The organism is Rivularia sp. UHCC 0363, from assembly GCF_034931125.1.
Taxonomy (GTDB): Bacteria; Cyanobacteriota; Cyanobacteriia; order Cyanobacteriales; family Nostocaceae; genus Rivularia.
Genome location: NZ_JAYGHM010000085.1, coordinates 1 through 24,265 on the forward strand (window position 1 = coordinate 1; position 24,265 = coordinate 24,265).

At 39.0% G+C, this 24,265-nt stretch carries 19 protein-coding genes and 1 pseudogene; 13 read left to right on the top strand and 7 right to left on the bottom strand.

The genetic code is table 11. From position 1 onward, the window contains the following. Window positions 1-136: 136 nt before the first annotated feature. Both VB797_RS30790 and VB797_RS30795 read right to left on the bottom strand, forming a co-directional pair. Window positions 137-649, bottom strand: coding sequence for a phosphate-starvation-inducible PsiE family protein (locus VB797_RS30790; protein ID WP_323241583.1), 513 nt, complete (start codon window positions 647-649; stop codon window positions 137-139). A gap of 82 nt (window positions 650-731) precedes the next feature. After that, window positions 732-2,462 carry a diflavin flavoprotein gene (locus VB797_RS30795; protein WP_323241584.1) on the bottom strand — a complete coding sequence of 577 codons (1,731 nt, stop codon included), beginning with the start codon at window positions 2,460-2,462 and terminating at the stop codon, window positions 732-734. Between the two features lie 408 nt (window positions 2,463-2,870). Here VB797_RS30795 and VB797_RS30800 point away from each other — a divergent pair, with 408 nt between their 5' ends. The 5 genes from VB797_RS30800 (at window position 2,871) to VB797_RS30820 (ending at window position 6,811) form a co-directional block, all read left to right on the top strand. Further along, a complete protein-coding gene (locus VB797_RS30800; protein WP_323241585.1) occupies window positions 2,871-3,098 on the top strand; it encodes a hypothetical protein in 228 nt (75 codons plus the stop codon). Window positions 3,099-3,118: 20 nt separating this feature from the next. Next, a complete protein-coding gene (locus VB797_RS30805) occupies window positions 3,119-3,850 on the top strand; it encodes a class I SAM-dependent methyltransferase (RefSeq protein WP_323241586.1) in 732 nt (243 codons plus the stop codon). 120 nt (window positions 3,851-3,970) lie between these two features. Then, complete coding sequence (locus VB797_RS30810) at window positions 3,971-4,630, top strand: NAD(P)H-dependent oxidoreductase (protein WP_323241587.1); 660 nt, start codon at window positions 3,971-3,973, stop codon at window positions 4,628-4,630. Between the two features lie 186 nt (window positions 4,631-4,816). Continuing rightward, a complete protein-coding gene (locus VB797_RS30815) occupies window positions 4,817-5,833 on the top strand; it encodes a DUF2891 domain-containing protein (RefSeq protein ID WP_323241588.1) in 1,017 nt (338 codons plus the stop codon). A gap of 57 nt (window positions 5,834-5,890) precedes the next feature. Then, a complete protein-coding gene (locus tag VB797_RS30820; RefSeq protein ID WP_323241589.1) occupies window positions 5,891-6,811 on the top strand; it encodes a hypothetical protein in 921 nt (306 codons plus the stop codon). A 289-nt stretch (window positions 6,812-7,100) separates the two neighbouring features. Here VB797_RS30820 and acsF read toward each other — a convergent pair whose 3' ends face one another. After that, on the bottom strand, window positions 7,101-8,177 hold the full coding sequence (acsF, locus tag VB797_RS30825; RefSeq protein WP_323241608.1) for a magnesium-protoporphyrin IX monomethyl ester (oxidative) cyclase: 1,077 nt from the start codon (window positions 8,175-8,177) through the stop codon (window positions 7,101-7,103). Between the two features lie 688 nt (window positions 8,178-8,865). On the opposite strand from acsF, the gene VB797_RS30830 reads away from it, so the two are divergent. Continuing rightward, entirely contained in the window at window positions 8,866-9,381 is a 516-nt protein-coding gene (locus VB797_RS30830) for an NINE protein (RefSeq protein WP_323241590.1), read from the top strand. On the opposite strand, the gene VB797_RS30835 is transcribed toward VB797_RS30830, so the two are convergent. Further along, window positions 9,378-9,998, bottom strand: a complete 621-nt coding sequence (locus VB797_RS30835; protein ID WP_323241591.1) for a DUF2996 domain-containing protein — start codon at window positions 9,996-9,998, stop codon at window positions 9,378-9,380. The genes VB797_RS30830 and VB797_RS30835 overlap by 4 nt on opposite strands. A gap of 303 nt (window positions 9,999-10,301) precedes the next feature. On the opposite strand from VB797_RS30835, the pseudogene VB797_RS30840 reads away from it, so the two are divergent. The 3 genes and pseudogenes from VB797_RS30840 to VB797_RS30850 form a co-directional block, all read left to right on the top strand. Next, window positions 10,302-10,691: pseudogene (locus VB797_RS30840) on the top strand (4-Cys prefix domain-containing protein); the annotation flags it as partial. Between the two features lie 335 nt (window positions 10,692-11,026). Next, on the top strand, window positions 11,027-11,344 hold the full coding sequence (locus VB797_RS30845; RefSeq protein ID WP_323241592.1) for a DUF433 domain-containing protein: 318 nt from the start codon (window positions 11,027-11,029) through the stop codon (window positions 11,342-11,344). Further along, window positions 11,344-11,736: a DUF5615 family PIN-like protein gene (locus tag VB797_RS30850; RefSeq protein WP_323241593.1), complete on the top strand. Its 393-nt coding sequence runs from the start codon at window positions 11,344-11,346 to the stop codon at window positions 11,734-11,736. Before VB797_RS30845 ends, VB797_RS30850 begins: the two co-directional genes overlap by 1 nt. A gap of 21 nt (window positions 11,737-11,757) precedes the next feature. Here the strand turns inward: VB797_RS30850 and VB797_RS30855 are convergent, their stop codons facing one another. From VB797_RS30855 to thrC, 3 genes are all read right to left on the bottom strand, one after another. Next, complete coding sequence (locus VB797_RS30855) at window positions 11,758-11,964, bottom strand: hypothetical protein (protein ID WP_323241594.1); 207 nt, start codon at window positions 11,962-11,964, stop codon at window positions 11,758-11,760. Between the two features lie 158 nt (window positions 11,965-12,122). Continuing rightward, window positions 12,123-12,398, bottom strand: coding sequence for a MoaD/ThiS family protein (locus VB797_RS30860; RefSeq protein ID WP_323241595.1), 276 nt, complete (start codon window positions 12,396-12,398; stop codon window positions 12,123-12,125). A gap of 178 nt (window positions 12,399-12,576) precedes the next feature. After that, entirely contained in the window at window positions 12,577-13,881 is a 1,305-nt protein-coding gene (gene thrC, locus VB797_RS30865; protein ID WP_323241596.1) for a threonine synthase, read from the bottom strand. A 1,051-nt stretch (window positions 13,882-14,932) separates the two neighbouring features. On the opposite strand from thrC, the gene VB797_RS30870 reads away from it, so the two are divergent. The 4 genes from VB797_RS30870 (at window position 14,933) to VB797_RS30885 (ending at window position 24,238) form a co-directional block, all read left to right on the top strand. Beyond that, on the top strand, window positions 14,933-17,410 hold the full coding sequence (locus tag VB797_RS30870; RefSeq protein ID WP_323241597.1) for a hypothetical protein: 2,478 nt from the start codon (window positions 14,933-14,935) through the stop codon (window positions 17,408-17,410). Window positions 17,411-17,502: 92 nt separating this feature from the next. Continuing rightward, window positions 17,503-18,066 carry a hypothetical protein gene (locus VB797_RS30875; protein ID WP_323241598.1) on the top strand — a complete coding sequence of 188 codons (564 nt, stop codon included), beginning with the start codon at window positions 17,503-17,505 and terminating at the stop codon, window positions 18,064-18,066. Between the two features lie 239 nt (window positions 18,067-18,305). Further along, entirely contained in the window at window positions 18,306-19,853 is a 1,548-nt protein-coding gene (locus VB797_RS30880; RefSeq protein WP_323241600.1) for a hypothetical protein, read from the top strand. Then, complete coding sequence (locus VB797_RS30885) at window positions 19,850-24,238, top strand: hypothetical protein (RefSeq protein ID WP_323241601.1); 4,389 nt, start codon at window positions 19,850-19,852, stop codon at window positions 24,236-24,238. Before VB797_RS30880 ends, VB797_RS30885 begins: the two co-directional genes overlap by 4 nt. Window positions 24,239-24,265: the final 27 nt, after the last annotated feature.

A 24,265-nucleotide genomic window follows, 5' to 3' on the forward strand; every position in this document is an offset into this window, starting at 1 on the left:
TCTGGTTGTAACTAGCGAGCGAGACGCTCGCACTACGAGTGTGTTACCCATCATATTTAATGTGGTGGAGTACTAAACATAGAGCCAATCTAAAATCTAAAATCGTCTGACCTTATATCAAAATATGCTGCAATTCCTAACGTCCATTGGCTTCTATTAATTCCGATTTAACTCGACTTTTATAGCGTTCAGATATTGCTTGTTCGGGATCGATGCCATCAAAGGTAGGGGGTAGCCAAACTCGGAGAACTAACAATATTCCTAACACTAATAAAAAGGCACAAGTTGCTACAACTTGAGTCCAACTTAGTTCTAGTACACCCTGAACGATAATTTCTCGCAATGCGGAAACTATAGAAACTTCAACAGCTACCCCAATTGATACTCGATGTTCCTGCAAGTAAATAATCAGCAGTCGGAATAACTCAACTAAAATCAGCAAAAACAGAATATCGGCAGTAACAGCTTGAGACTCTAAAGGTGGAAGCAAGGAAAGAAACATATCTCTCACCTCAAGCACCATGAAGCTAAATAAACCGATACATAAGCAAATTACGATTAAATCTTGGATAAATTCCAGACTTTTGACAACGCGCTCCCGATTGATGTTATACATGGAAATTGATGTAGTTTCAGCAGGTTTATGCATAAGGTGAGGGGAGATGGGGGGATGGGGGGACAAGGGGAGATTTGTATTATTATTAACTCCTAACCTTTGATCTTTAACCTATTTAATAATGATTACCAACTTTGCGGTGATGGACTGCGGTTAACGCATTTATTTGAGCAATTCGTCCGGTTTGAACGGTGCTGTAAATCACCCAATGATCGCCACAGTCCATGCGGGTGGTGATTTCGCATTCCATGTAAGCCAGAGCTTCAGCTAAAATCGGAGATTGATTGGTAGCAGCAGCATAAGTTTTTACTCCAGCAAAGCGATCTGCACCGGGAGCAAAACGCTTGAGAAAATGTTTCATTAATCCTTGATATTTACCTTCTTCTAAGACGTTTAATACAAAGCGATCGCCTACGTGCATTAAGGATTCTATGGCTCTATCTTTAGCAACTGCGATCGCAACTCCCAAGGGATTAACACTCGCTTGTGTCACCCAAGAAGCCAGCATTGCACTTTGCACTTCTCCTTTTTTAGCGGTGATGATATAAAGTCCGGTGCTAATACGTCCTAACGATTTTTCTAACTCGCTATCGATGGCTTTGATTTGTTTTATAGTGCGATCGCGATTTAACCATTGTCCTAAATCGGTTCCGGCTTCGTCACAAAGCTGCTCTATAACTTTGCTGGGTGCTTCCTTAACTAATATCGGGGGGAAAGCTTCGGTTAATCCCAGTTCTTGAAATTTATTGCGTAAGGGGTAAACGGGTTCATCTTCTCCTCCTCCCGATTCTAATAACCCAATTGCTTGTTTATTATGAACTGCCGCCAAAATAGTGTTTAAAGCTGCTTGAGCTACGGTATTATGTTGAGGAGGCATTCCAATCACTAAACCGGCAGCTTGAGCAACTATTTCTCGGACTTCTTGAGGCTCGGCACTATTAATATCTACTAATTCTACCGCTACATCTGTCCTGGCACTGCCATGCGCGATCGCTCTGACTAACTCCTCACTATAACCGTAATCTTCAACATAAAATAAAACTACTAATTTCTCGGTTTTGGCTTGCTCCAAACTCCAATTTTGATAGCGTCCGATCCATTCCGAAATATGATGTTGTAATAAAGGCCCGTGTCCCGTCGCTACCGTTTCAATTGTTAATTTTTCTATCCGTTTTAAAGCCGATAACACCGAACGTGCATTCGGTCCCATGAGACAGTCATAGTAATATTTAAAATCTTCCTCTATCTCAGAGAAATTTTCATCGTAAGTGCGATCGTCACAGTAATGCATTCCAAATACATCACAGGTATAAAGAGTGCTAGTTTTATGGTCGTAAGTAAAGATTGTATCGGGCCAATGTAAGTTAGGTGCAGAAACAAATTCTAATTCGTGTCCGTTACCCAAATCTAGCTTCTGTCCGCTTTTCACCACCATTGATTCAAAAGGCTGGTGAACCATATTTTCTAAAAACTGAATCGCAACTTTAGCACCGACAACAGTAATAGAAGGAGCTAATTGCAAGATATTTTTTACTAAGCCACTATGATCTGGTTCCGTATGACTAATAATCAAATAATCTATTGTATTTACGTCAATTAATCCTGTAATTATTTCCAGATATAACTCCTCAAACTTGCGGTGAGAAGTATCAACTAAAGCAACTTTTTCTGATTGAATTAAGAAAGAATTATAAGTTGTGCCATTCTGCAAACCAAACTCGATATCAAAACGTTCTCTATCCCAATCTAAACAGCGAATAGCAGTAGTTTGCTCGGCAATTTCTATAGTTTCAACTGTTAAACGTCCTGAATTAGGTATAACTTGAGTAGATGTGAGTTGAACCATAAGTTTTATCCAAAAATATATTATGTGCAGCGGTGTTATTACTTATTATCTTTACTCAAAAAGATATATTAGTAAAATGTAAATTACTGAAGCGACTGATTAGAAATTTTTATATATATTAGCAAAAATGGCGTTCAGTTATGCTGCCTAATTCGCTCTGCTGCTTTATTCTACGCTCTGTGCGTCTAGTAAAGTTTTTTCGTCAATCTGGTAAGAAGGCAGTAAGTCTATGCAAAGGATTATTAATTAAAATACTAAAATGAATCAACCTTTGCAACTTTCACTTTTTGACTCAGTACCTCAATTCAAAACGATTGCGGAAAAAACTGGCACCTTTACTGATAACATGATTCAGGTTATGGATATTATATTTACGATTTAGCAGTAATTTTAACGAATTATTGGGGAATGACAGAATATTCCCAAATTAAAATAAATTTGTTGCAGGGATATAGAACTATTAAAGAGCTTTCAGTTGAAATGGAAAATCAACTTTCATTATTTATGGTAGCAAGATGTATTTTTCTTGCGCTTTATCTTGCAGGTAAATCAGAGCAAGAATCAATTAAGCAAACTGCATTGGAACGGATACCGCTTTATATTGAGAAGTTAAAAGATATAATTGCCTATGTATGAGCGGCTTTCATGAGTTTAAGATGAAAGAATATTACAAAGAAGATTTAGCATATATTCATGATGTTGGTTTCAGTGATTACTGTCTCAAATCAGCACCCGGCATTTTAGAAATCTTGCAGAAAAACCATATAAATACAGGTTTAGTAGTAGATTTGGGTTGCGGCAGCGGATTATGGGCGCAAGAACTTGTAAAATCTGCTTATCGCGTTATTGGAATTGATATTTCCTACTCTTTTATTGATATTGCTCGTCACAGAGTACCGGAAGCGGAGTTTCATGTAGATTCGCTATTCAATGCAGAAATTCCACCTTGTAATGCTGTTACATCTATTGGTGAATGTCTTAATTATCTGTTTGATTCGGAAAACAATAATCAAAGATTGGTTGAGTTATTCCGTCGTATATACAAAGTGTTAATTCCTGGGGGTGTTTTTGTCTTCGACATTGCGACACCAAAACAGATTAATCTGGGAACTATAACTAAAGGATTTACAGAAGGAGAAGATTGGATAGTACTAGTTGAAAAAGAGGAAAAGCAGGAAATATTAACTCGTCGGATTATCACTTTTCGTCGCTGTGGGGAACACTATAGAAGAGATGAAGAAGTGCATCAGCAGAGGTTATATGAAGCGGCAGACATTGTACAAGCGCTTGCTCAAATTGGTTTTCGAGTTGAAACTTTAAAAGGTTATGGTGAGTTTAATTTACCGCCAAATCATACAGCTTTTATTGCATTTAAACTGACAGAATAAGTCTATCGCCAGTTGCATAAAGACCCAATAATATGCTTATCCATATATTAACAATTAACTGCTAGCATTTATTTGCGATCGCGTTTATCTTTGAACTGGCTGTTTTTTATTAATTTACCTATGAACGCAACAACATTTTCACCCCAAGAAGTTCTCAAACAATTACAATGGCGTTACGCTACCAAAGAATTTGATTCGGGCAAAAAGATTCCCGAAGATGTCTGGAAAGTCTTAGAGCAAAGTTTGGTACTCGCTCCTTCCTCTTTTGGAGTACAACCTTGGAAATTCTTCGTAATTCGCAATCCCGAAATTCGTCATCAACTAGTAGAACATTCTTGGGGACAAAAACAGGTTGAGGAAGCTTCCCATTTGGTAGTTTTAACCATTAAAGAAGATGTCAATAGCGAGGATGTTGATATTTATCTCCAGCGGATGTCAGAAGTGCGAAATACACCTGTAGAGAAACTTCAAGGGCTTGGGGATATGGTAAAAGGTTTTCTCCAACAACCGCCTAATACCTTTGATAAAGATACATGGTCTGCGAAACAAGTTTACATTGCTTTAGGATTTTTTATGACTTGTGCGGCAATGTTGGAAATTGATACCTGTCCAATGGAAGGATTTGATCCTGCTAAATACGATGAAGTTTTGGGATTGAAAGATAAGGGATATCACACAGTAGTAGTTTGTCCGGCTGGATATCGGGTACCTAGTGATAAGTATGCAAATATGGCTAAAGTCCGCTTTGAGACGGAAGATGTATTGGAGTATGTAGATTAAGGTTTTTTATAGATAATTGCCCTCAGACTAGAAGTCTGGGGCTATACAAACAAAGCCCACCTTCGTGGGCTAATAATATGCATTTCATTAGCTAAACTCGTAAATACAAAAGATTACTTTTATGTTCCTTTCAGTTTTATCAACAGTTTAGTAATTCATCAAATATGTAGCTGATAATTAAATAACATGGAAATTAATCAAACCACTGCATCAAAACTTGTACAATTAGTTTTAAACTGCGTCGAGTGCGAGTATCCCCACAGCAATATTTACTGGCTTAGTAGCGATGAAGATGTCAAACCACCCCGCGAATTGACTCCCGCTTTTTATGGCTGTTTGGATTGGCATTCAGCAGTACACGGACATTGGTTACTGGCACGTTTAGCTCGTTATTTTCCCGAAGCATCTTTTAGTTTATCAGCAAAACAAGCCCTCGAAAAAAGTTTAATTCCTGAGAAGATTGAGGGAGAAATGGCTTATTTTAAACGTCATCCCCGGTTTGAAGTTCCTTATGGTGTCGCTTGGTTATTGCAACTTGCTGCGGAGTTACATGAGTGGGATGATGTTGGTGCGAAAAAATGGCTAACTGCACTGCAACCATTGGAAAAGCTGATTGCAGATAACTTACAGCACTGGCTGCAAAAACTGACAATTTGCGATCGCACTGGAATGCACAAACAAACTGCTTTCGGATTGGGTTTAATATTGGATTGGGCAAAAATTACGGAAAACTCCGATCTTATTAACTTAATTGAGCATAAAACAAAACAATTTTATCTTAATAATAAAAACCATTCTTTAAAATTCGAGCCGTTAGGACACGATTTTCTTTCACCTTCTCTCGCACAAGCAGATTTGATGCGACGAATACTTACACAAAATGCTTTCGCTGAGTGGTTAACCAAATTTCTTCCAGATATACCCGTTGATAATACAAATTGGTTAAAACCCCTTGAAGTTGATGATTCTGAAGATTATATGCAGTCTCATTTCTACGGACTAAATTTGAGTAGAGCTTGGATGATAGAAGGGATAATTTCTGGATTACCCGATGAAGATAAGCGGATAAATACACTCCACAATACTGCTACTATTCATCGTCAAATTGGCTTAGAAAATGCGATATGCGAACATTACGCTGGCAGCCATTGGTTGGGAACTTTTGCCGTTTATCTAACAACTTCTCGCGGTTTAAGTATTTAATTACCCATTAATTATAAAATTATTATGCTGCAAAAGAAAAAAAATTAAAAAAGCTTCATGACTCGGTTCCCTTACGATCAATTCGCCAAAGATTATCTTAAAGAATTATTACAACCTTTAGGAGAAGTTGAAACTAGCCGCAAAGTACCCGCCGAAATTAGAGAAATTGACGTTTACTTTGTCCCTTCATCTCAACCCACTATAGATAAAATAGAATTAGGTTTACTAGGGAGATTTGCCGATAAAATAGCATTATTTGAACCTTATAGGAATGCAGTTAAGATTTCAGAAATCCGTAGCTGCATGAAGAAAGTGTTCTATTTAATCGCCGAAATAGAACGCGGAAATAAAAGAGTTGATATTCCTACAGTAGAAGAGGAGCTTCCCAAAGTATGGGTATTAACACCTACCGCTTCTATTGCAATCTTGGATAGTTTCAACGCGATTCCAGACGAAGAAAACTGGGGTAAAGGAATATATTTTCTCGGTGAATCTGCCAAAACAGCAATTGTCGTTATCCACCAACTACCGCGCATCCCAGAAACATTGTGGCTGCGACTTTTGGGTAAAGGAAACGTACAAAAACAAGCGATCGCGGAGTTACAAGCACTACCTCCAGATAATCCATTACGAGCCAAAGCAATTAATGCAGTATTAAGCTTGAGAAGCATCTTAGAAATTACTCAAAATCAAAATATAGATGAAGAGGATAGGGAATTAGTTATGGCATTATCACCACTTTACTTACAACAGTTAGAAGAAGCCAAGCAAGAAGGAGTTCAAGAAGGAGTTCAACGAGGAGTTCAGCAAGGAGTTAGAACAGTGATTGAAAACTTATTACAAGTCCGCTTTGGTTCTTCCGATGAAGAATTAAGCACAATTGTCGAACCAATTTCAAGACTATCACCCCAAGAATTTACTCCTTTATTATTACAGCTATCTCGCGAAGAATTATTAAACAGGTTTGGTCAACGATAAAAACAAATTCATCCCCGTTTTACAAGTTGTTGAAACCAGCATTTCTTATACTATCCGTTACAGCAAACGCAGTAAACGCCAGCGGATTCTTGTTAGTCCTAAAGGGGTAGAAGTTGTAGCACCAATTAATACCCTTGAAGAACTAATTACTAATTTTATAAATAGCAAAAAATGCTGGTTATTCAAAGCTAAATAAACGCGATCGCTAAGCAGAAAAATTCATAAAAAAAGATGAGCATCAATTGCCCATCTTACAACTTAAATTTATAAATCTTTACCAAACCAAATTTTACTTAATGCTTCCTTGAATCGCAGTAGCATCAATAGGTTTCATAAAGTACAACTTCACAGCATGCCAACCATTGGAAAGATAATAAGGTAGCTTTTGGAAGATTTGCAGTAATTTTGGTGTATTAGAATTTACTATTTCTCTGAGCTTCTCGTTGTTTTTAACGCAAAGTTCTAAGCGATCGTAAAATTCTGGTTTCTTCACATCCAACATTACCGGGAATACCCTTCCAGCGGTTTCGTTAGTTTTTTCAATTACATCTTTATCGTATTCCCGCGCATCTAAACCGATCGCAGCATAAAAATCTTGACGCTGAATATCATTTAAATACATTGTCGCGAATACCGACAACAAGAAAAAGCGACACCATAACCGCGCTTTCCAATCATTCAGAGTTTGGGGTTGCGCTCTCATTACCGCATCGAAGAAATCCCCGTGACGGTTTTCATCCTGACACCAGTTTTCAAAGAATCGGAAAATCGGATAAATCCGGTCTTCGGGATGCTTTTCTAAATGACGGTAAATATTGATATAGCGCCAATAACCAATCTTTTCAGAAAGATATGTGGCGTAAAAAATGAATTTTGGCTTAAAGAAAGTGTATTTGCGACTCTTAGTTAAAAATCCCAAATCCAGCGACAGATTAAAATCTGACATTGCCTTATTTAAGAAACCAGCATGACGTGCTTCATCCCGCGACATCAAATTAAAGCCTTCAGCTAAAACTGGGTTTTTACCTTTAAGACGACGACCTAATTCTTTATACAGCAAAAAGCCGGAGAATTCTGCCGTACAGGAACGCTCCAAAAATTCAACAAACAACTGGCGAGTTTCCCCATCAATATGTTCCCAGGATTGCTCAAACTCCTCATCCCGAACAAAATGATGGCGGTTGTAGTCAGCACGAAACTCTTCGATGATGGCTTTTAACTCGTCTTCATTAACCGAGATGTCCATCCGTGCCATTTCATCAAAGTCGGTAGTATAAAACCGGGGTGTCAGCAAAGTTTCCTTCGCTGGGACTTTAATACCCGGACGTATTTCTTCAAAGCCTGGTTTTTGTAGGGAATCTACCATATCCTGATTGTTATAAATGTCGGGTGTGTAGACGCTGTACCAATAAACGCGGCGGATTGCCACGTCTAAAAATTGTGATACGGAAATATTGCGTTTAAGTATAAATATCAGTTTACCAAGGAGTCTGGTAGTAATGACCAGATGAAACGTTAAGAGTTGCAACAAATCATATGGGCATTGGGAATTGGGAATTGGGAATTGGGCATTGTAAATTGGGTGGGCAGACAATTTACAATCTAAAACAAACCGGATTTATGGTACTCATGGGTGTAAATGCTGTTATGTAGATGATTCAAAATTCGGTTTTACTTATGAATGCCATTCAGGAACCAACAATAAATAAATCAGGACTTACGCAATTTTCACAAGCATTATCTTGGTGCGTGACACTACAACCTCATTATTACGTTAAAAACTAGTCAAAGTGTCACAGCACCCTACAACAAAATATGCCTTTTTGCTAAGTACTGAATAAATCTTCGCAATTGATTTCAGAAATTCAAAAGATAAATTAAAAGATAGACATTTAAATAATTTTAGCCAGATATTATAGCTTATTTTTATATTAATCACAACATTAACCGATATCTCAAAAAATCACATTAAAATTTCATTGTTAATATAGATAGGTAATTATTAATTCATAAAAACTTCAGTTGCCTTAATAGATTGATGGAGTTGAAATCATATGCAGGTTGAAATCAAAGATAACCTTAAGGATAAAGAAAAAGAGCGCCTCAAAATATCTTATATGCTCAATTTGTTGGGTTTTTTAGGATTTACGGGTGGATTGCACCGTTTGTATAACGGTAAAATTGCCACAGGTTTACTATGGATGTTTACTCTTGGCTTATTTGGTTTGGGACAGTTTGTAGATTTGTTTCTCATTCCCAATATGGTAGAAGAAAGGGAAATTAAACTGAGATTAAAAGCTGGCTTATCGCCCTTTGGTGTATTAGAAACCCCCCAAGCTGTAGCATCGGAAATCTATCGTTCTCCTCAAGAAACTTTGATGGTAGAGTTGCTCAAAGCAGCCGAACGTCGCGGCGGTAAATTGAGCGTTACTCAAGGAGTGATAGAAACGGGTGCGGCATTTTCACAGGTAGAAACAACTTTAAAAGAAATGCATAAATCTGGTTATGTGGACATAGGTAACAGCCCCGATAATGGAGCCGTTACCTATATTTTCCACGAGCTTACTTAATTTCTTCCCAACCACTTTTGTCCGTTCAAACGCTGTACTACTCCAAATACCATTAAATCTAGAGTAATTCTGCGTTCATCAATTAAAAAAGATTCTAGGGTGCTAGGTCTTTTGCCTTCGTTACAAGAAAACGCTTTTTTCCCTTTAATATCTTCATCGGGGAAATAAACGTTGAACTGACGCAAGCCATTGCGGAAGTTACCCAAAATTTGCCAGCATTCCTCACCTTTTTCATAACCAGGAATGTTCAGCTTTTGCTTGGCAAAATTTAAGTGTAAATCTTCCACACCTTCACCCGCGATCGCTTTTTCTAGAGCGGGTACATAATGTTGCCGCATAAACTCTTCAAACGGTTTATCCTCAAGCGCTGGGGGTTTTTCTTTCTTAGCTGCTGCGGGCTTCTTGTCACCTGCTGCTTTGGCTGCGGGTTTGGCTTTAGCAGCGTTGGGGTTGTCTCCCGATGCTGCTTTCGGATCGGGTGCGTTTGCAGAGGGGATATCTGTCGTTTCGGGAGAATCTGTACTAGGAGCGTTTTTTGCGGCGACTTCTGGCGCTTTTTCCTCTACAGTACTAGGAATAGCGTCTCCCGCTTCGTTTTTATTCGGTTCTTCTGCCATTACTTCGATTAATCCTTCAGATTTGAGTCATCTTTATTTTACATATGATGGAGGATTGGGGAATTGGGAATTGGGCATGGGATGGAGACAATTTATTTTACCTAAGTCAAATCGATGTTAAAATATTTTCTTAATCAAGCTGTTCCACCGGAAGCTATTGTAGGAAATTGGAACGTTGATTGTCATAAAAGCAACATAGCTGAAAATAATAAATTAACCCAGATAGAAAAAGAAGTAATAATTATACTGACAAATCCTGGTAAATGCTTGATAATACTTCCATATGCCAGTAAATATACAGTCATGCTCTGTTGCCTCAACCCAGCTTGTCATAATCCTCATGCACCTGATGGTACAAAATATTGCCCCAACTGCCATGTTCCCTTAGTCATACTCAGAAACCGCTATCGTCCGGTTAAATCCTTGGGTGGTGGTGGTTTTGGCAAAACCTATTTGGCAGAAGATATTGACAAATTGGATGAAAAATGCGTTATTAAGCAGTTTGCACCACAAGTTCAAGAAACCGCAGCACTGCAAAAAGCAACGGAATTATTTGAGCAGGAAGCGAAAAGGCTACAACAGTTAGGAGAACATCCACAAATTCCCACTTTGTTGGCTTATTTTCAAGAAGATAGTCGTTTATATTTGATACAGCAATATAAAAATTTGGCGGTTGAAGTAGTAAGCGCTGGGTTCACTGTTTTGAATATTGAGCTAAACACAGAAAAAGTAATTTAAAATACTCAGTAATACCGCCATCGGCAAAGGTCACAGCGAAGCGATAACTTCGTTGAGCTTTGCTAGCGCAATATTGATATAAATTTAGTACAATCTCTCGTAGGTTGGGTGAAGGCTTTGCTTAACCCAACATTTATAATTTTAAACTATCCAAAACATCTAAACATTAGATTACGACGCAACACAGATTATTCCTTAAACTTGCATACATCTCGTGTGTCTCCACCCAACCTACATTAAACTATATAATTTAAAGTTAGGATGAAATGAACCAGAGAGATTTTGTTGTCATGAATAAAAGGACTCAACTACTCGAAGTAATTGCAGCTTTACCAGAGGAATTAGTTGACCAAGCATTAAATTACGTGCAAATGTTGCAAAATCCGATTCAGATTACACCTGGAGTTTGCGGGGGACAAGCACGAATTAGAAATACACGAATCCCCGTATGGACTTTGGTAGCATATCATCAACAAGGTTCCCCCGATGAGGAATTATTGGCAAATTATCCTGGATTAACTGCAATAGATTTAAGTGCTGCTTGGCATTACTACGAACAAAATACCGAACAAATCGACCGAGAAATTGCCCAGGATGATTTAGTTTGATGGCATTACAATTTTACTCCAATGAAAATTTCCCGATCGCAATGGTTAATTTACTCAGAGCAGAGGGATATGATGTATTAACTTCCTACGAAGCAGGTCAAGCAAATCAAGGTATTCCTGACGATGTTGTTTTGCAGTATGCGACAAAAATGGGTCGCATTTTGATTACGGAAAATCGCCAAGATTTTATCGATCTACATCATAGTGTATCAAACCATGCTGGTTTAATTATTTTTAAAAGCGATCGTGATTATGCAGGGAAAGTCAAGGCGATAATTGATTTTCTTAATGAAGATAGTCGAACCCTACAGAATCGTTTGCTGCGGGTTATGAAGCAAAATATAAAAGCAATCGGACAGATTTTTGTTGTTCAGGAGTATGGTAAAAGTTGATTACTATTTCTTGAATATAGCTCATAATTCTAGCTGGTGGTTGTCAAGGTCTTTTTGACGTTCTAAATCTATATCCACACCAGCTAGAGGAGAATTTTGAAAAAAATCAACTAAATTTTCTGATTCGGTTTTGGGGTATTTATTTTCTATTTGTCTAGTCAAATAATGGATTAATTGTATCTTTTCTTCTCTGCTTAAATTATCAATTTGTTTTAATAACGTATTCACGGGTAAATTGCAACGAGAGTTTGAAGGTCTTTAAAAATCCCATTAAAAATATAAAAAATAGGAATATAACAAATTTAACAATAAAGGGCAGACTAAAAGCCTACCCCATAAGAAACTCTTTAATTACTGATAATTGATAATTGATAATTGTTCACTGATTAACCTCCAGCAACAGCAGGAACAATACTTACTTCATCACCTTCTTTTAAAGGTGTAGCGGGACCATCCAAGAAGCGGATATCTTCGCTATTGACATATAAATTTAAAAAGCGGCGCGGCTTTCCCGATTCGTCGCACAAACGCGCTTTAATGCCGGGACAAGCTTTTTCTAAAGAATCAAATAGTTCGGAAATAGTACTACCGTTGCATTCTAAAGTTGCTTGATTGTTAGTGAATTTTTGAAGTGCGGTGGGAACGAGAACTTTTACAGACATATCTTTGAAATGGGAATTGGGAATTGGGAATTGGGAACAAGGAGATGGGGGGATAGGGAGATAGGGAGATAGGAAGGTAATAGAAAATTCTTAATTCCTAACTCTTTTAATCCAAAATCCAAAACTTGTGCTGAGCTTGCCGAAGTATTTAAAATCCAAAATCTTGTGACCTTTAATTCTATACTAAAACTTGCTGCCACTCTAGGCGATCGAGGGTGCGGGAACGCTCTAGGGCTGTTTCAAAACTATCGAGTTTTGCGTCAATTGTCAAAGGTTCGCCAACGTAGGACTGGATGGCTTCTTGGGTTTTTAAACCGTTGCCGGTAATGTAAACGACAGTGGTTTCTTCTGGGTCGATTTTGCCTGCTTCTACCAATTTCTTCAATACGGCAACTGTCGTACCACCAGCAGTTTCTGTAAATATACCTTCGGTTTCCGCGAGCAGTTTCATACCTTCGATAATTTCAGCGTCGGTGACTGTTTCTATATTACCGTTAGTTTTCTTTGCTATATCTACGGCATAAATACCATCTGCGGGATTTCCAATGGCAATTGATTTAGCGATGGTATTCGGCTTTACTGGCTCAATAAAATCGCGTCCTTCTTTAAATGCTTTAGCAATAGGTGAACATCCTTCAGCTTGTGCGCCGCTGAATCGGACGTTTTTAGCTTCTACTAAACCAACTTCGACAAACTCGTTAAAGCCTTTATAAATTTTACTGAATAATGAACCGCTTGCCAAAGGTGCCACTATATGATCTGGTAATTCCCAACCTAACTGTTCGGCTACTTCAAAACCTAATGTCTTGGAACCTTCGGAATAATAAGGACGTAAATTAATATTGACAAATCCCCAACCGTGTGTGTTGGCGACTTCCGAGCAGAGACGGTTAACTTGGTCGTAATTACCCTTAACTGCCATTAAAGTAGGACTATAAATAAGACTTCCTAAAATTTTGCCCGCTTCTAAATCGGCGGGTATAAACACGCAACAATCTAAACCAGCATGAGCTGCGATCGCAGCAGTTGAATTTGCTAAATTTCCAGTGCTGGCGCAGGATACAGTGGTGAAACCTAATTCCTTGGCGCGAGTCAAAGCGACAGATACCACCCGATCTTTGAAGCTAAGGGTGGGCATATTAACGGCATCATTTTTTATATATAATTTTTTTAAACCCAAGCGACGAGCTAAACGTTGCGAACGAACCAAAGGAGTCATACCAGTACCCACATCAATGGGATTTTCGCTCGTTACAGGTAAAAACTGACGATAGCGCCAAATAGAATTGGGGCCCGCTTGAATAGTTGCGCGAGTCACTGTTTGACGTAATTTGTTGTAATCGTAGCTTACCTCCAAAGGACCAAAGCAAAACTCACATACGTTTTTCGCTTTAAGTTCGTACTCTGCACCGCATTCTTTGCACTTCAAAGCATGAAAGGCTTGAGTAAGGGTTTGGTCTTGGATGTTGGTGGTCGCTTGCATTTGGTATTACTCCCGTTCGGAACGCTTAACTGTCAACTGTCGGCTGATACTAACATGGCTCAAATATGGAGTCAAACAATCCCGATATTTTTTGTCGGGATTAAATTTAACGTTAATTTTATGTAGAGCGGTTCATTGTAATAAATTTTGTATGTCTTGACTGTATTTTGTTCGGTCTAATTCCGTTTCTGTATTTAAGATGCGCTTGACCTAGCTCACCTAGGTAGGCTTTGTAGCAGAGTCAAATTTTTATAAAGGTAAAGGTAACACAATCATCTGTTTGAAAGCGATCGCAACATAATAGTTTGCTTTTTACGATATGTATCTTTCCGTACACATATACTCCCTTGACGTTTCGGTCGTAATCGTAAACTTTTCAAATATTAGCTTTGATAAAATTAATAATTGATGGGAAAATAAACACTCATAAAAATAGTGATGAAATTTTTTAATTACAGATTAGTTGTGACTACATAACGATAAATCTAAGCAAAATGCATTTAAATCTAAATTAACTGAAAACATAATAAACAAGCATCTAAATACAATACAATCAATAACTGAAATAATCTTTCTCACTTCCTTAACACATTAATAGTGATATTAGTGTGACACAAGTTCTAACAAAGCTGTGACTGCAATACATACATTGTTTGAAAAAAAAATATGTAACAAATTCAACTCTAAATTAATTAATCCGGAAGATTTTATTTAATTGGCTAAATTTCCATATATTCACTGACGATATAACCACAAAAGGAAATTAATATTTACCTGTAACCAAAATTACTTTTGATATTCCCACAAGTAAAATACTGAAAATAAAATCAAAATTAATCTTTCCGATTATTTGATTAGCTACCAGACATCAGGGTTTATTAAATCAACTAAATTACCAAGGAAATATCAAACTTAATAAGGTAAAAGTCGTATTCAAACATCAGGCTTTCTAACTCAAGAAAGTCATTAACAATCCGGCAAAGAGTTGCGGAGAAAAAACCTACGTCGTTACACGTAGGTCAAAAGTCATAATTTTCTATTAATTATAAAAATGTCACACAAAAAGAGTTTTGTCAAAAAAGGACAGTTCTACCGTTCCCTGGTTGCAACTGCATTAATTGCTAATGGTGTTTTTCAACTTGTTGCGCCTGTATTAGCTGAAGGTACCGCAGCAAATCAAACAATTAGTAACACTGGAACTGCTACCTATCAAGATGAGCAAGGAAATGTAATTAATGCAACTTCTAATACAGTTACCGTAACTGTTGCTGAAGTAGCTGGTATCACCGTAGTCGGTGCCGGTCCAGTATTCAAGACAGATGCCAATAGCGATGGCAACTTTAATGCCAGAGACGAATTTTACTTTGTATATGATGTACAAAACGTTGGTAACGACCCCACAAAATTCCAAATCCCTGGCGCACCTACAGTAGTCGGTCCTGGTACTTTAAATGGTCAAGTAGAAATTAGTTACAACGGTACTGATTGGACAGCTGTTGACGCTACTGCTGGACTTTCAACAAATTCAGTTGCTCCTGGTGGAATTGTTAAAGTCCGGGTGCCTGTAAAAGTTAATGATAATGCTCCAACCAATGGCAAAATCAGCGTTGAATTAGGTAATACAGACCCTGACGCTCAGAACCAGCCACGAATAGTAAATCCCGATGATGTTTATACAGTAGATAATGCTGATGGGCAACCTGGTGAAGTCGCTGGTCCTCCTGTTAACGGTGTTCGTGAAGCAAGCACTACCCAAGAAATCACCGTTGACTCCAGCTTGACGACTTATGCTTTAGCGAGAGTTCTCAAAACTAACAGCAACTATGCAAGTGCTGGTGCGATCGGTCCAGTCGGTGACACTCTCGACTACAACTTGAGTTTAGAAGTTCTCAACACCGACCCAACTGGCAACAATATTAGTCCTGTAGCTTTGGAAGGTAAAGTTGTTCCTGGTTTGACAGGAAATAATATCTTAGTTTCTGATGCTATTCCAGAAGGTACGAAACTTAAGAGCGTCAACGCACCAGCAGGATGGACGGCTGTTTACAGTATCGGTGCTGTTGCAACTGATGCCAATCTAGCTACTTGGACGACAGTAGCACCTAGTGATTTAGCAACAGTTAAGCGGGTTGGTTTTGTTAAAACTGGTACTGTAAACCCCGGAACTACCATACCAGGCTTTAAGATTACAGTTGAGGTCACAAGCACCGAGAACTCAGTTACCGTTGCTAACGTCGCTCAGTTATTTGGTAAAACTCCTAGCGGACAAGATGTTTACGACGAATCTGGTGACGCACAGCCGAGTAATTACGACGAAGTAAACCAACTTTTCCCCAATACTACTGTCAAGGGTGATGTTCCGACAACTATTCCAGATACTGCGATCGATGATGGTTACGTTACAGCAGCAGAATTAGCAAATTACGGAACCGATACCAATAACGATAACACTGGTACTGGTGCTGGTGGTGAAGCTAACGTTTACACAATTGGAGCGGTAGGAGTTAGTTCCATACTTAACGGTCCGAACGGCGTACCTGATGCCAATGTTGGTGGTGATAATAATATTGACTTCACCAACAAGTCTGCGACAGTACCAGCAGGAATTAAACCTGGTGATGCAACTAATCCTGCTACAGTTACCAACCCTGGTGTTGTCAGCTTCACCAATACCATTAAGAACACTGGTAACAGTAGAGCTGATATTGTCTTGGCTCCTCAAGCACCAGTGATACCAGGTGATTTACCGAACGGTACCAAAGTTACACTTACATACAACAATGGTACTCCAGTTGTATATACCTATAACGCTGGTACTTTCACTTTAAATTCAGGAACTGCGATCAAGATTCTTCAAGTAGCATCTAACGATACCAGAAACTACATAGTAGATGTAGAATTACCCGCCAATAGCCCGCTTTCTACTGATACCGGAAAAGGCTCACCCGTAGCTATCAGAGCTTTCGTTGACAACGATAATAATGGAGTAGCTGATAAGGTAACTGTTAATGGAGTAGAGGTAGATGCCCAGAACGTCACAATTAATCGCGTTTATCTTGGCTATTTGAAGTTAGTTAAAACATCCCGCGTACTTAAAGGTACTGATCCAGAGACTGTCGATGAAAACACATTCAGCATTGCTCCTAAGAGTCCTAGACCAGGAAATATCATCGAGTATAAAATTGAATACCAAAACATTTCCGAGGTAGCTGGTGGTCCAGGAAACGTTATTTTGAACGCTAAGAAGATCGAAATCGTTGAGGACGGTACTCTCAGCACAACTCCTGGTGATGGTAAGAATAATTGGGCTAAGGACAATGATGGTGATGGAGAAATTGATACCATCAACGTTCCAACAACAGCTGTAGCTGCGACTGCAACTATTACTTACGAACCTTCTGGAGACAATGAAAGTGTTACTAAGTACATAGTTAAAAGTGAAGTTGCACCGCAAGTAACTAAGACGTTTACTTTCCAACGTCGAGTTAATAGCGTATCTCCAACTGGTACCGCAAAGAATACTCCCTAACTAAGTACAGATAAGTTGTAGAGACGTGTATAATATCGCGTCTCTAACCCAACAATTAGCAAACGCATAAAAATTTTTTGAGGTAAGTGAAAATGAAACGATTTTCTATTGCAGGTTTAAGCGCGATCGCACTAATTGCAGGTGCAACATTTAGCAGTCAACCTATAGTTGCAAATATATTTGAAGGTGGGGTTGCTGTTGCTCAAAATGCTCAAAAAGCACAAGTACAACTACAGTTAGAAGCTGAAAAGAAAGTTGTTCAAACTGTAAATGGTCAGCAAAAAGTAGCTTGGCAACCTTTAAAAGGTAAAGTGATGGTGCAGCCAGGAGATGTACTACGTTACTCTGTCACTGGTGCTAACAATGGTGATAAGGCTGTTAAGAATTTAACTATCAATCAACCCGTTCCCCAAGGAATGGTCTACGTACTAAATTCTGCAACTGTGAAAGCTAATCAAGGCACAAAAATTACCTACAGTATCGATGGTGGTAAGTCTTTTGTCGAAAATCCTGTAGTTAAAGTTAAGTTAGCTAACGGTAAAGTCGAAACCCGTCCCGCTCCCGATACTGCTTATACTCATGTCCGCTGGAATTTTGGTGCTTCTGTTGCAGCAAAAGCAGCGGTTAAAGGTAGTTATCAAACGAAGGTACGTTAGTATCTTGAATCTGAATCCGTTGGGTGAAGATTTCGTATTGTTGGAGACGTAGCATTGCTACGTCTCTACATGGATTTCGTGTTTAATACAAAATTTAGCTTTATTCAAAGAAGCTTCCTATAATTTTGAAAATATTCCCTATAATACTCAAACTAATTAATCAAGTTATAAAGCATTTCTCTAATTATTTAAACTCAAATAAAAGATATTAAAATCGTGAATTATAGGAGAAAAGTTAAGTGGGTCGTAAAAAAGAACGACATCAAATTAAATATACTTTTAACTGGTTAAAGCAATTAACAGCAACTGTTCTTGCTGGAAGTCTATTTCACTCTATGTCTGTCGCGCAAGTAATAACTAAATCTGGTGTGGAACTTAAAAACCAAGCTACTTATACTTATGAAGACAAAGAAGGCAATACATTATTTGGTAGTTCTAGTCAAATTGGAATTACTCCAAATACGACTACAAAAAATAACGCTTTAATTGACCCATTTGGACAAATTCTGGGTTGTAATGGAGAGGAATTAGATGATTATACCGGCTTCACTGTTGGTTTATTTGAACTCAACCCCAGCGACCCAACGGGGACGGAACCGGGAAAACTAATTAACTTAACCCCAACCGATGATATTCCTAATAACAATATCTCCCAAGGTATAGCACCGAATATCACAAACGTTAACAATTATGCGATCGCAAACGCTGCAATTAACGGTAAACGAGGTATTTATAATTTCTTATTCGATACTGCTAGAGGTCAAACTGATGTAGGTCGCAGCTATATTTTAGTTGTCAATCCTCCAAGAAATTCTAGTTTCCCGGAACGACGAATCAGGATAGAAATTCAAAGCGTTAATGGTAATATTCTGACTTATATTGCTACTTCTTTAGATGGTCAGCCAATTACTGCAACAAGTCAAAATGCTACGCAAATTTCTCCGACTCAGATTTCTGAACAAGTTCTGGTAATCAATGATGCGGAAAGAGTAGGGTTAAGTTTAGCACTGCGATTCAACTTGAATTTGTGTTCCTCGCAACAAATCAAGATTACTAAAACTGGCGATCGCGCTACTGCGGAACCGGGAGAAACGGTCATTTATCGTCTTTCTTTAAGAAATACGGGGGATTCTGGTTTGGATAATCTAGTTGTTACCGACCAATTCCCCATCGGTTTCAAGTTTTTACCCGAATCAGTTCGCGGTCAAATTGGGGATGAACCTGTTGCGGTAACTACTGAAGCTAATGGTTCTAATGTCACCTTTCGTACTAATGCGAATATTCCGATTGATGGAGTAATTAATATAGCTTATGCTGCTAAATTAACTCCTGATGCAGTGCGGGGTTCGGGTCGTAATTCAGCTACTGTTAACGCTCAACGCGATGACAATGATTTTGCTGTCAAGGATGGACCAGCAACACATTTACTCAGAATTAGACCAGGAATTACTTCTAATTGCGGGACTATTATCGGTCGCGTATTTGTCGATAAAAACTTTGATGGGGAACAGCAAGCAGGGGAACCGGGAGTTCCAAATGCGGTAATTTTCTTGGAAAATGGCAACCGTATAAGTACTGACCCAAACGGTTTGTATTCAGTCAAAAATGTATTACCAGGTAAACATACAGGGGTTCTGGATTTACAGAGTTTACCCGGTTATACTTTGGCTCCCAACGTCAAATTCAAAGAACGCAACAGTCAATCGCGGCTGGTAAATTTAGAACCCGGTGGAATGGTACGAATGAACTTCGCAGTCACCCCCAGCTTTGGTGAGGAGGCAAAATGAGACAATTCAGCAATCTAACTATTTTCAATTTCAAATTAATCAGCGCGATCGCCATAACTACGAGTGTGGGATTATACCCGTTTGTGGCAAGGGCTGATACCGATAGTTCAACTCAGTCTGCATTTGTAGATAATAGTCAGTCTATTAGTTTAAATAGTTCAAAAAGACTTTTAGAAGCGCTTGATAATAATAATAATAAAAATGTAATTGCTTTAAATAAAACTGAAAATATTAATCCAATACCTGCTAGTTTACAGAAGTTGGTAGACGAGCGTAATTATGCAGCAGAATATATTTTAACAGCTTTAAAATCTGACAATACCAATCAAATACCATTAAGTTTACAGAAGCTGGTTGAGGAGCGAAACCAAGCAGCAGAAAAGACGTTAACTGCTTTAAAACCCGCTGAAGTAGCTGATATTAAATTCTCTTCGGTACAAATAAAAGATTCGCAAAAGTTGGTTGAGGAAAAACTATTAATAGCAGATAATATTACCTCTGGAATTGAACCTAAAATAATAAATATTCAAGAAGCACCATATAGTGCATCGTTACAAAATAATTTGCTAGCATTAGAACCCGATCTTGATAACCAAAAGCTTGCAAAAGAGAAAACTGATTTGACATTGGTTGCAGTCAATGTCTTTGAGTCAATTAATAACACTAAAGAACCTGAAAATATCCCAACTTTAATCGCTAAGAATTGGACAACAGATAACCTGACAAATAACACCTACAGCTTTACATCATTAGTTGCTATACAGCCATTATCCTTAACAGATAGTTCATCTAATGTAATAACAACGGGATATAGCTCCTTTAATTCTGGAAATAATCAAAACCAAAAACTAAATAATAATAACAACCTTTTAGCATCTTTTTCTAAATCTCCTTTTGCTTTACCTAATCCTGAAAATATAAATCCTTCCTTATCACCCCTTTCGATTCCTTATCTTTCCCAATTTCCTAACGGTACCCAGAATTCTGCAACGGTACAAATTCTTTCACCCACACCCGATGCTGTTGTAGATGTAGCTGCGACTCCGATTATCATCCAGTTTCCTGTAGGTAATGAGGTAGAATTACGAGTTAACGGGGAATTGTCCGACCGTTACTTAATTGGACGTACCGAAACTGATGCTGAGACTAATTTAGTAACGCAGACGTGGTATGGTGTTTCCCTCGGTAATGGGGAAAATGTCATATCCGCTCAAGTTATCGGTTCTAAGGAAGCTCCCGCTACCGTAAAGGTGATGGTACGGGGTGGAGCGCACGAACTCAAAATAGATACCGTAGAAGCACGGATTCCGGCTGATGGAATTTCTACAGCGACAATTAAAGGTACCCTACTCGATAAAAACGGTAATCGTTCTAATCACGATGCGGTTGTGACTTTAGCAGCGACAGCAGGGGAGTTTGTGGAACCGGATTACAAACCAGAGCAACCGGGATTTCAAATTCAGGCAAAATCGGGAGAATTTACCGCTACTCTTAAATCGGGTTTAGAAGCTAAAACGGTGCGAATTCAGGCAAAAGCTGGGAATTTAGAAGCCTTTACACAGTTACAATTTCAAACGGCTTTACGTCCAAGTTTGATGACGGGGGTAATTGATTTTCGTTTGGGTGCTAGGGGTACGGATTTTTATAGTAGATTCAAGGATTTTTTACCTGAAGATAAAGACAACAGTACCGAAGTAAAATTCCGTTCCGCAATCTTTGCAACTGGTGCGATCGGTGAATGGTTGGTAACTGGTGCTTATGATAGCAGTCGTTCCTTGAATGAAGATTGTGACTGCGATAATCGGTTATTTGGAACTTACCAATTTAGCGAACAGAATTACCCTGTTTATGGTGATAGTTCAACCGTAAATCCCACAACTCCATCTACCGACAGCGTATATTTACGGTTAGAGCGATCGTCTAAGGTTTTGGGTGCTAGTCCCGATTATGCGATGTGGGGTGATTACAACACTGAGGAATTTTCTCGTTCTTCACAACAGTTTACCGCTCTGACTCGTCAACTGCACGGATTTAAGGCAAATTATAACATTGGAAATCTGCAAGCTACGGCTTTCTACGGAAATAATGTCGAAGGGTTCCAGCGCGATACTATTGCCCCAGATGGAACTGGCGGTTTTTACTTCTTATCTCGACGATTGACGGTGCCAGGTAGCGAAAGTGTCTTTATTGAATTGGAAGAACTGAATCGACCCGGTACTGTATTGCAGCGTCAACAGTTGAGTCGGGGCCCCGATTATGAGATTGATTACGATAGAGGAACGGTGTTATTCCGCGAACCGATTTTACGCACCGATGTCAACGAGTTTGGTGAAGTGTTGGTCAGACGGATTGTTGTTACCTATCAATACGAAGGAGAAGCAGGAAACAGCACCGATATTTATGCAGGACGCTTGCAATATAACTTCTCTCGCGGTGAAAACCAGGATAATTGGTTAGCTGCTACCTATATGCAGGAAAATCAAGGCGATCGCGATTTTGAATTATACGGTGCGGATGCTCAGTTTACTCTTGGTAAGTTAGGTAAAATCATCGCCGAATACGCTCGGAGTCGCAACGATTCTACCGAGATGGGAATGGTAGAAGGTGATGCTATGAGAGCGGAAGCAGAACTAGAACCGATCAAAGGTTTGCGGACTCGCGCTTATTACCGTTTCGCAGATACGGGATTTGCTAACAACGCTACCATCAGTTTTGTACCCGGACAAACTCGTTACGGAGCGCAAGTTAATGGAAGAGTCACTAACACCACAAATTTACGCTTCCAATACGACCATGAAGACAACTTTGGTATCGCACCCCAACCGTTAGATACCTTTGAAGAGTTGTTTACACCCCGGACAACAGCAATTCCCGGTAGTCAAGTTGATAACTCTTTAACTACAATTTCTGCGGGTGTCATCCAGCGGATTGGTAAAGCAAGTTTAGCTGTAGATTGGATTAAACGGGAAAGAGAAGATCGGATTACACCGGAAATTTTAAATACAGATTCGAGTCAATTACGCTCTCGTCTCAATGTTCCGATCGCGAAGAAACTCAGCTTTATAGCGCAAAACGAAACTACATTATCCGACAGTACAGACGCAGTTTATCCAGATAGAACTATCCTGGGATTGAATTGGGAAGCGATTCCGGGGATTAATCTTTCGTTAACGCAACAGTTTTACACCAAAGGACAATTTGACGGTAATTCTATAACTAGTTTCAACGTCAACGGGGAACATAAATTTGGTGAGGATACCTCAGTTACCGGACGCTTTTCTGTATTAGGTGGTGCGAACGGACCGACTACCCAAGGTGCTTTAGGTTTAAAGCAAGGTGTAACTATAGCTCCCGGATTGCGATTGAATTTAGCTTACGAACACGTTTTTGGCAACTTCTTCGGACGTAACGGTACTGGGGTACAATTCGCACAACCCTTTGCTGTCGGTCAAAGCGCTGCGGCATTAGGTTTTGCTGATAGTGATAGCTACAGCGTCGGCTTGGAATATACAGATAATCCCGATTTCAAAGCCAGCGCTCGTTTTGAACGTAGAAGTTCTTCAAGTGGCAACAACACCGTAATTTCCGCAGGTGCTACAGGTAAACTTTCATCTTCACTCACCGCTTTAGCTCGCTATCAACAAGCAGGTTCAAGCAACCAAACCTTGGGAGCATTGGGAGACACCGCTAATTTGAGAGTCGGTTTAGCATACCGTAATCCTAAAAACGATAAATTCAACGCTTTATTACGCTACGAATATCGCAAGAATCCCTCAACAATTCCCGAAACCATCTTATTCGGAACAGGTTCTGGTGCAGAAGACCATACCTTTGCGATCGAAACTATTTACGCACCAAATTGGCAATGGGAATTCTACGGTAAATACGCTTTACGCAACAGCACCACTTATTTAGCCAATGATTTCTCATCCAGCAATGTTACCAATTTAGGACAGCTTCGCGCTACCTATCGCTTGGGGTACAGTTGGGATTTAGTTGGAGAAGCTAGGGTAATTAGCCAGTCTGACTATACCGAAACTGGCTTTGTTGTGGAAGCAGGTTACTATTTAACTCCAAATTTGAGATTAGCAGCAGGTTACGCATTTGGTGAAATAGACGATCGCGATTTTGATGGAAGTCGTTCTGCTAGCGGTCCGTATTTAGGTTTAACAGTCAAACTCAACGAGTTATTTAACGGCTTTGGTTTGCAGAAAAGAGTACCCCGTCAAGAAATAGAACAGCGACAAACATTATTAAATAAACTCAAGAATAAAGAGGGAATAGGGAATAGGGAGCAGGGAGTAGGGGAGTTAGTAAACGTAAATAAAGCCGAGAAACAAGAAAAAACGCTGTTGCAAAGACTGACGACAGGACAAAGGAGATGAAGAAAGATATATGAAGCGAAATATACA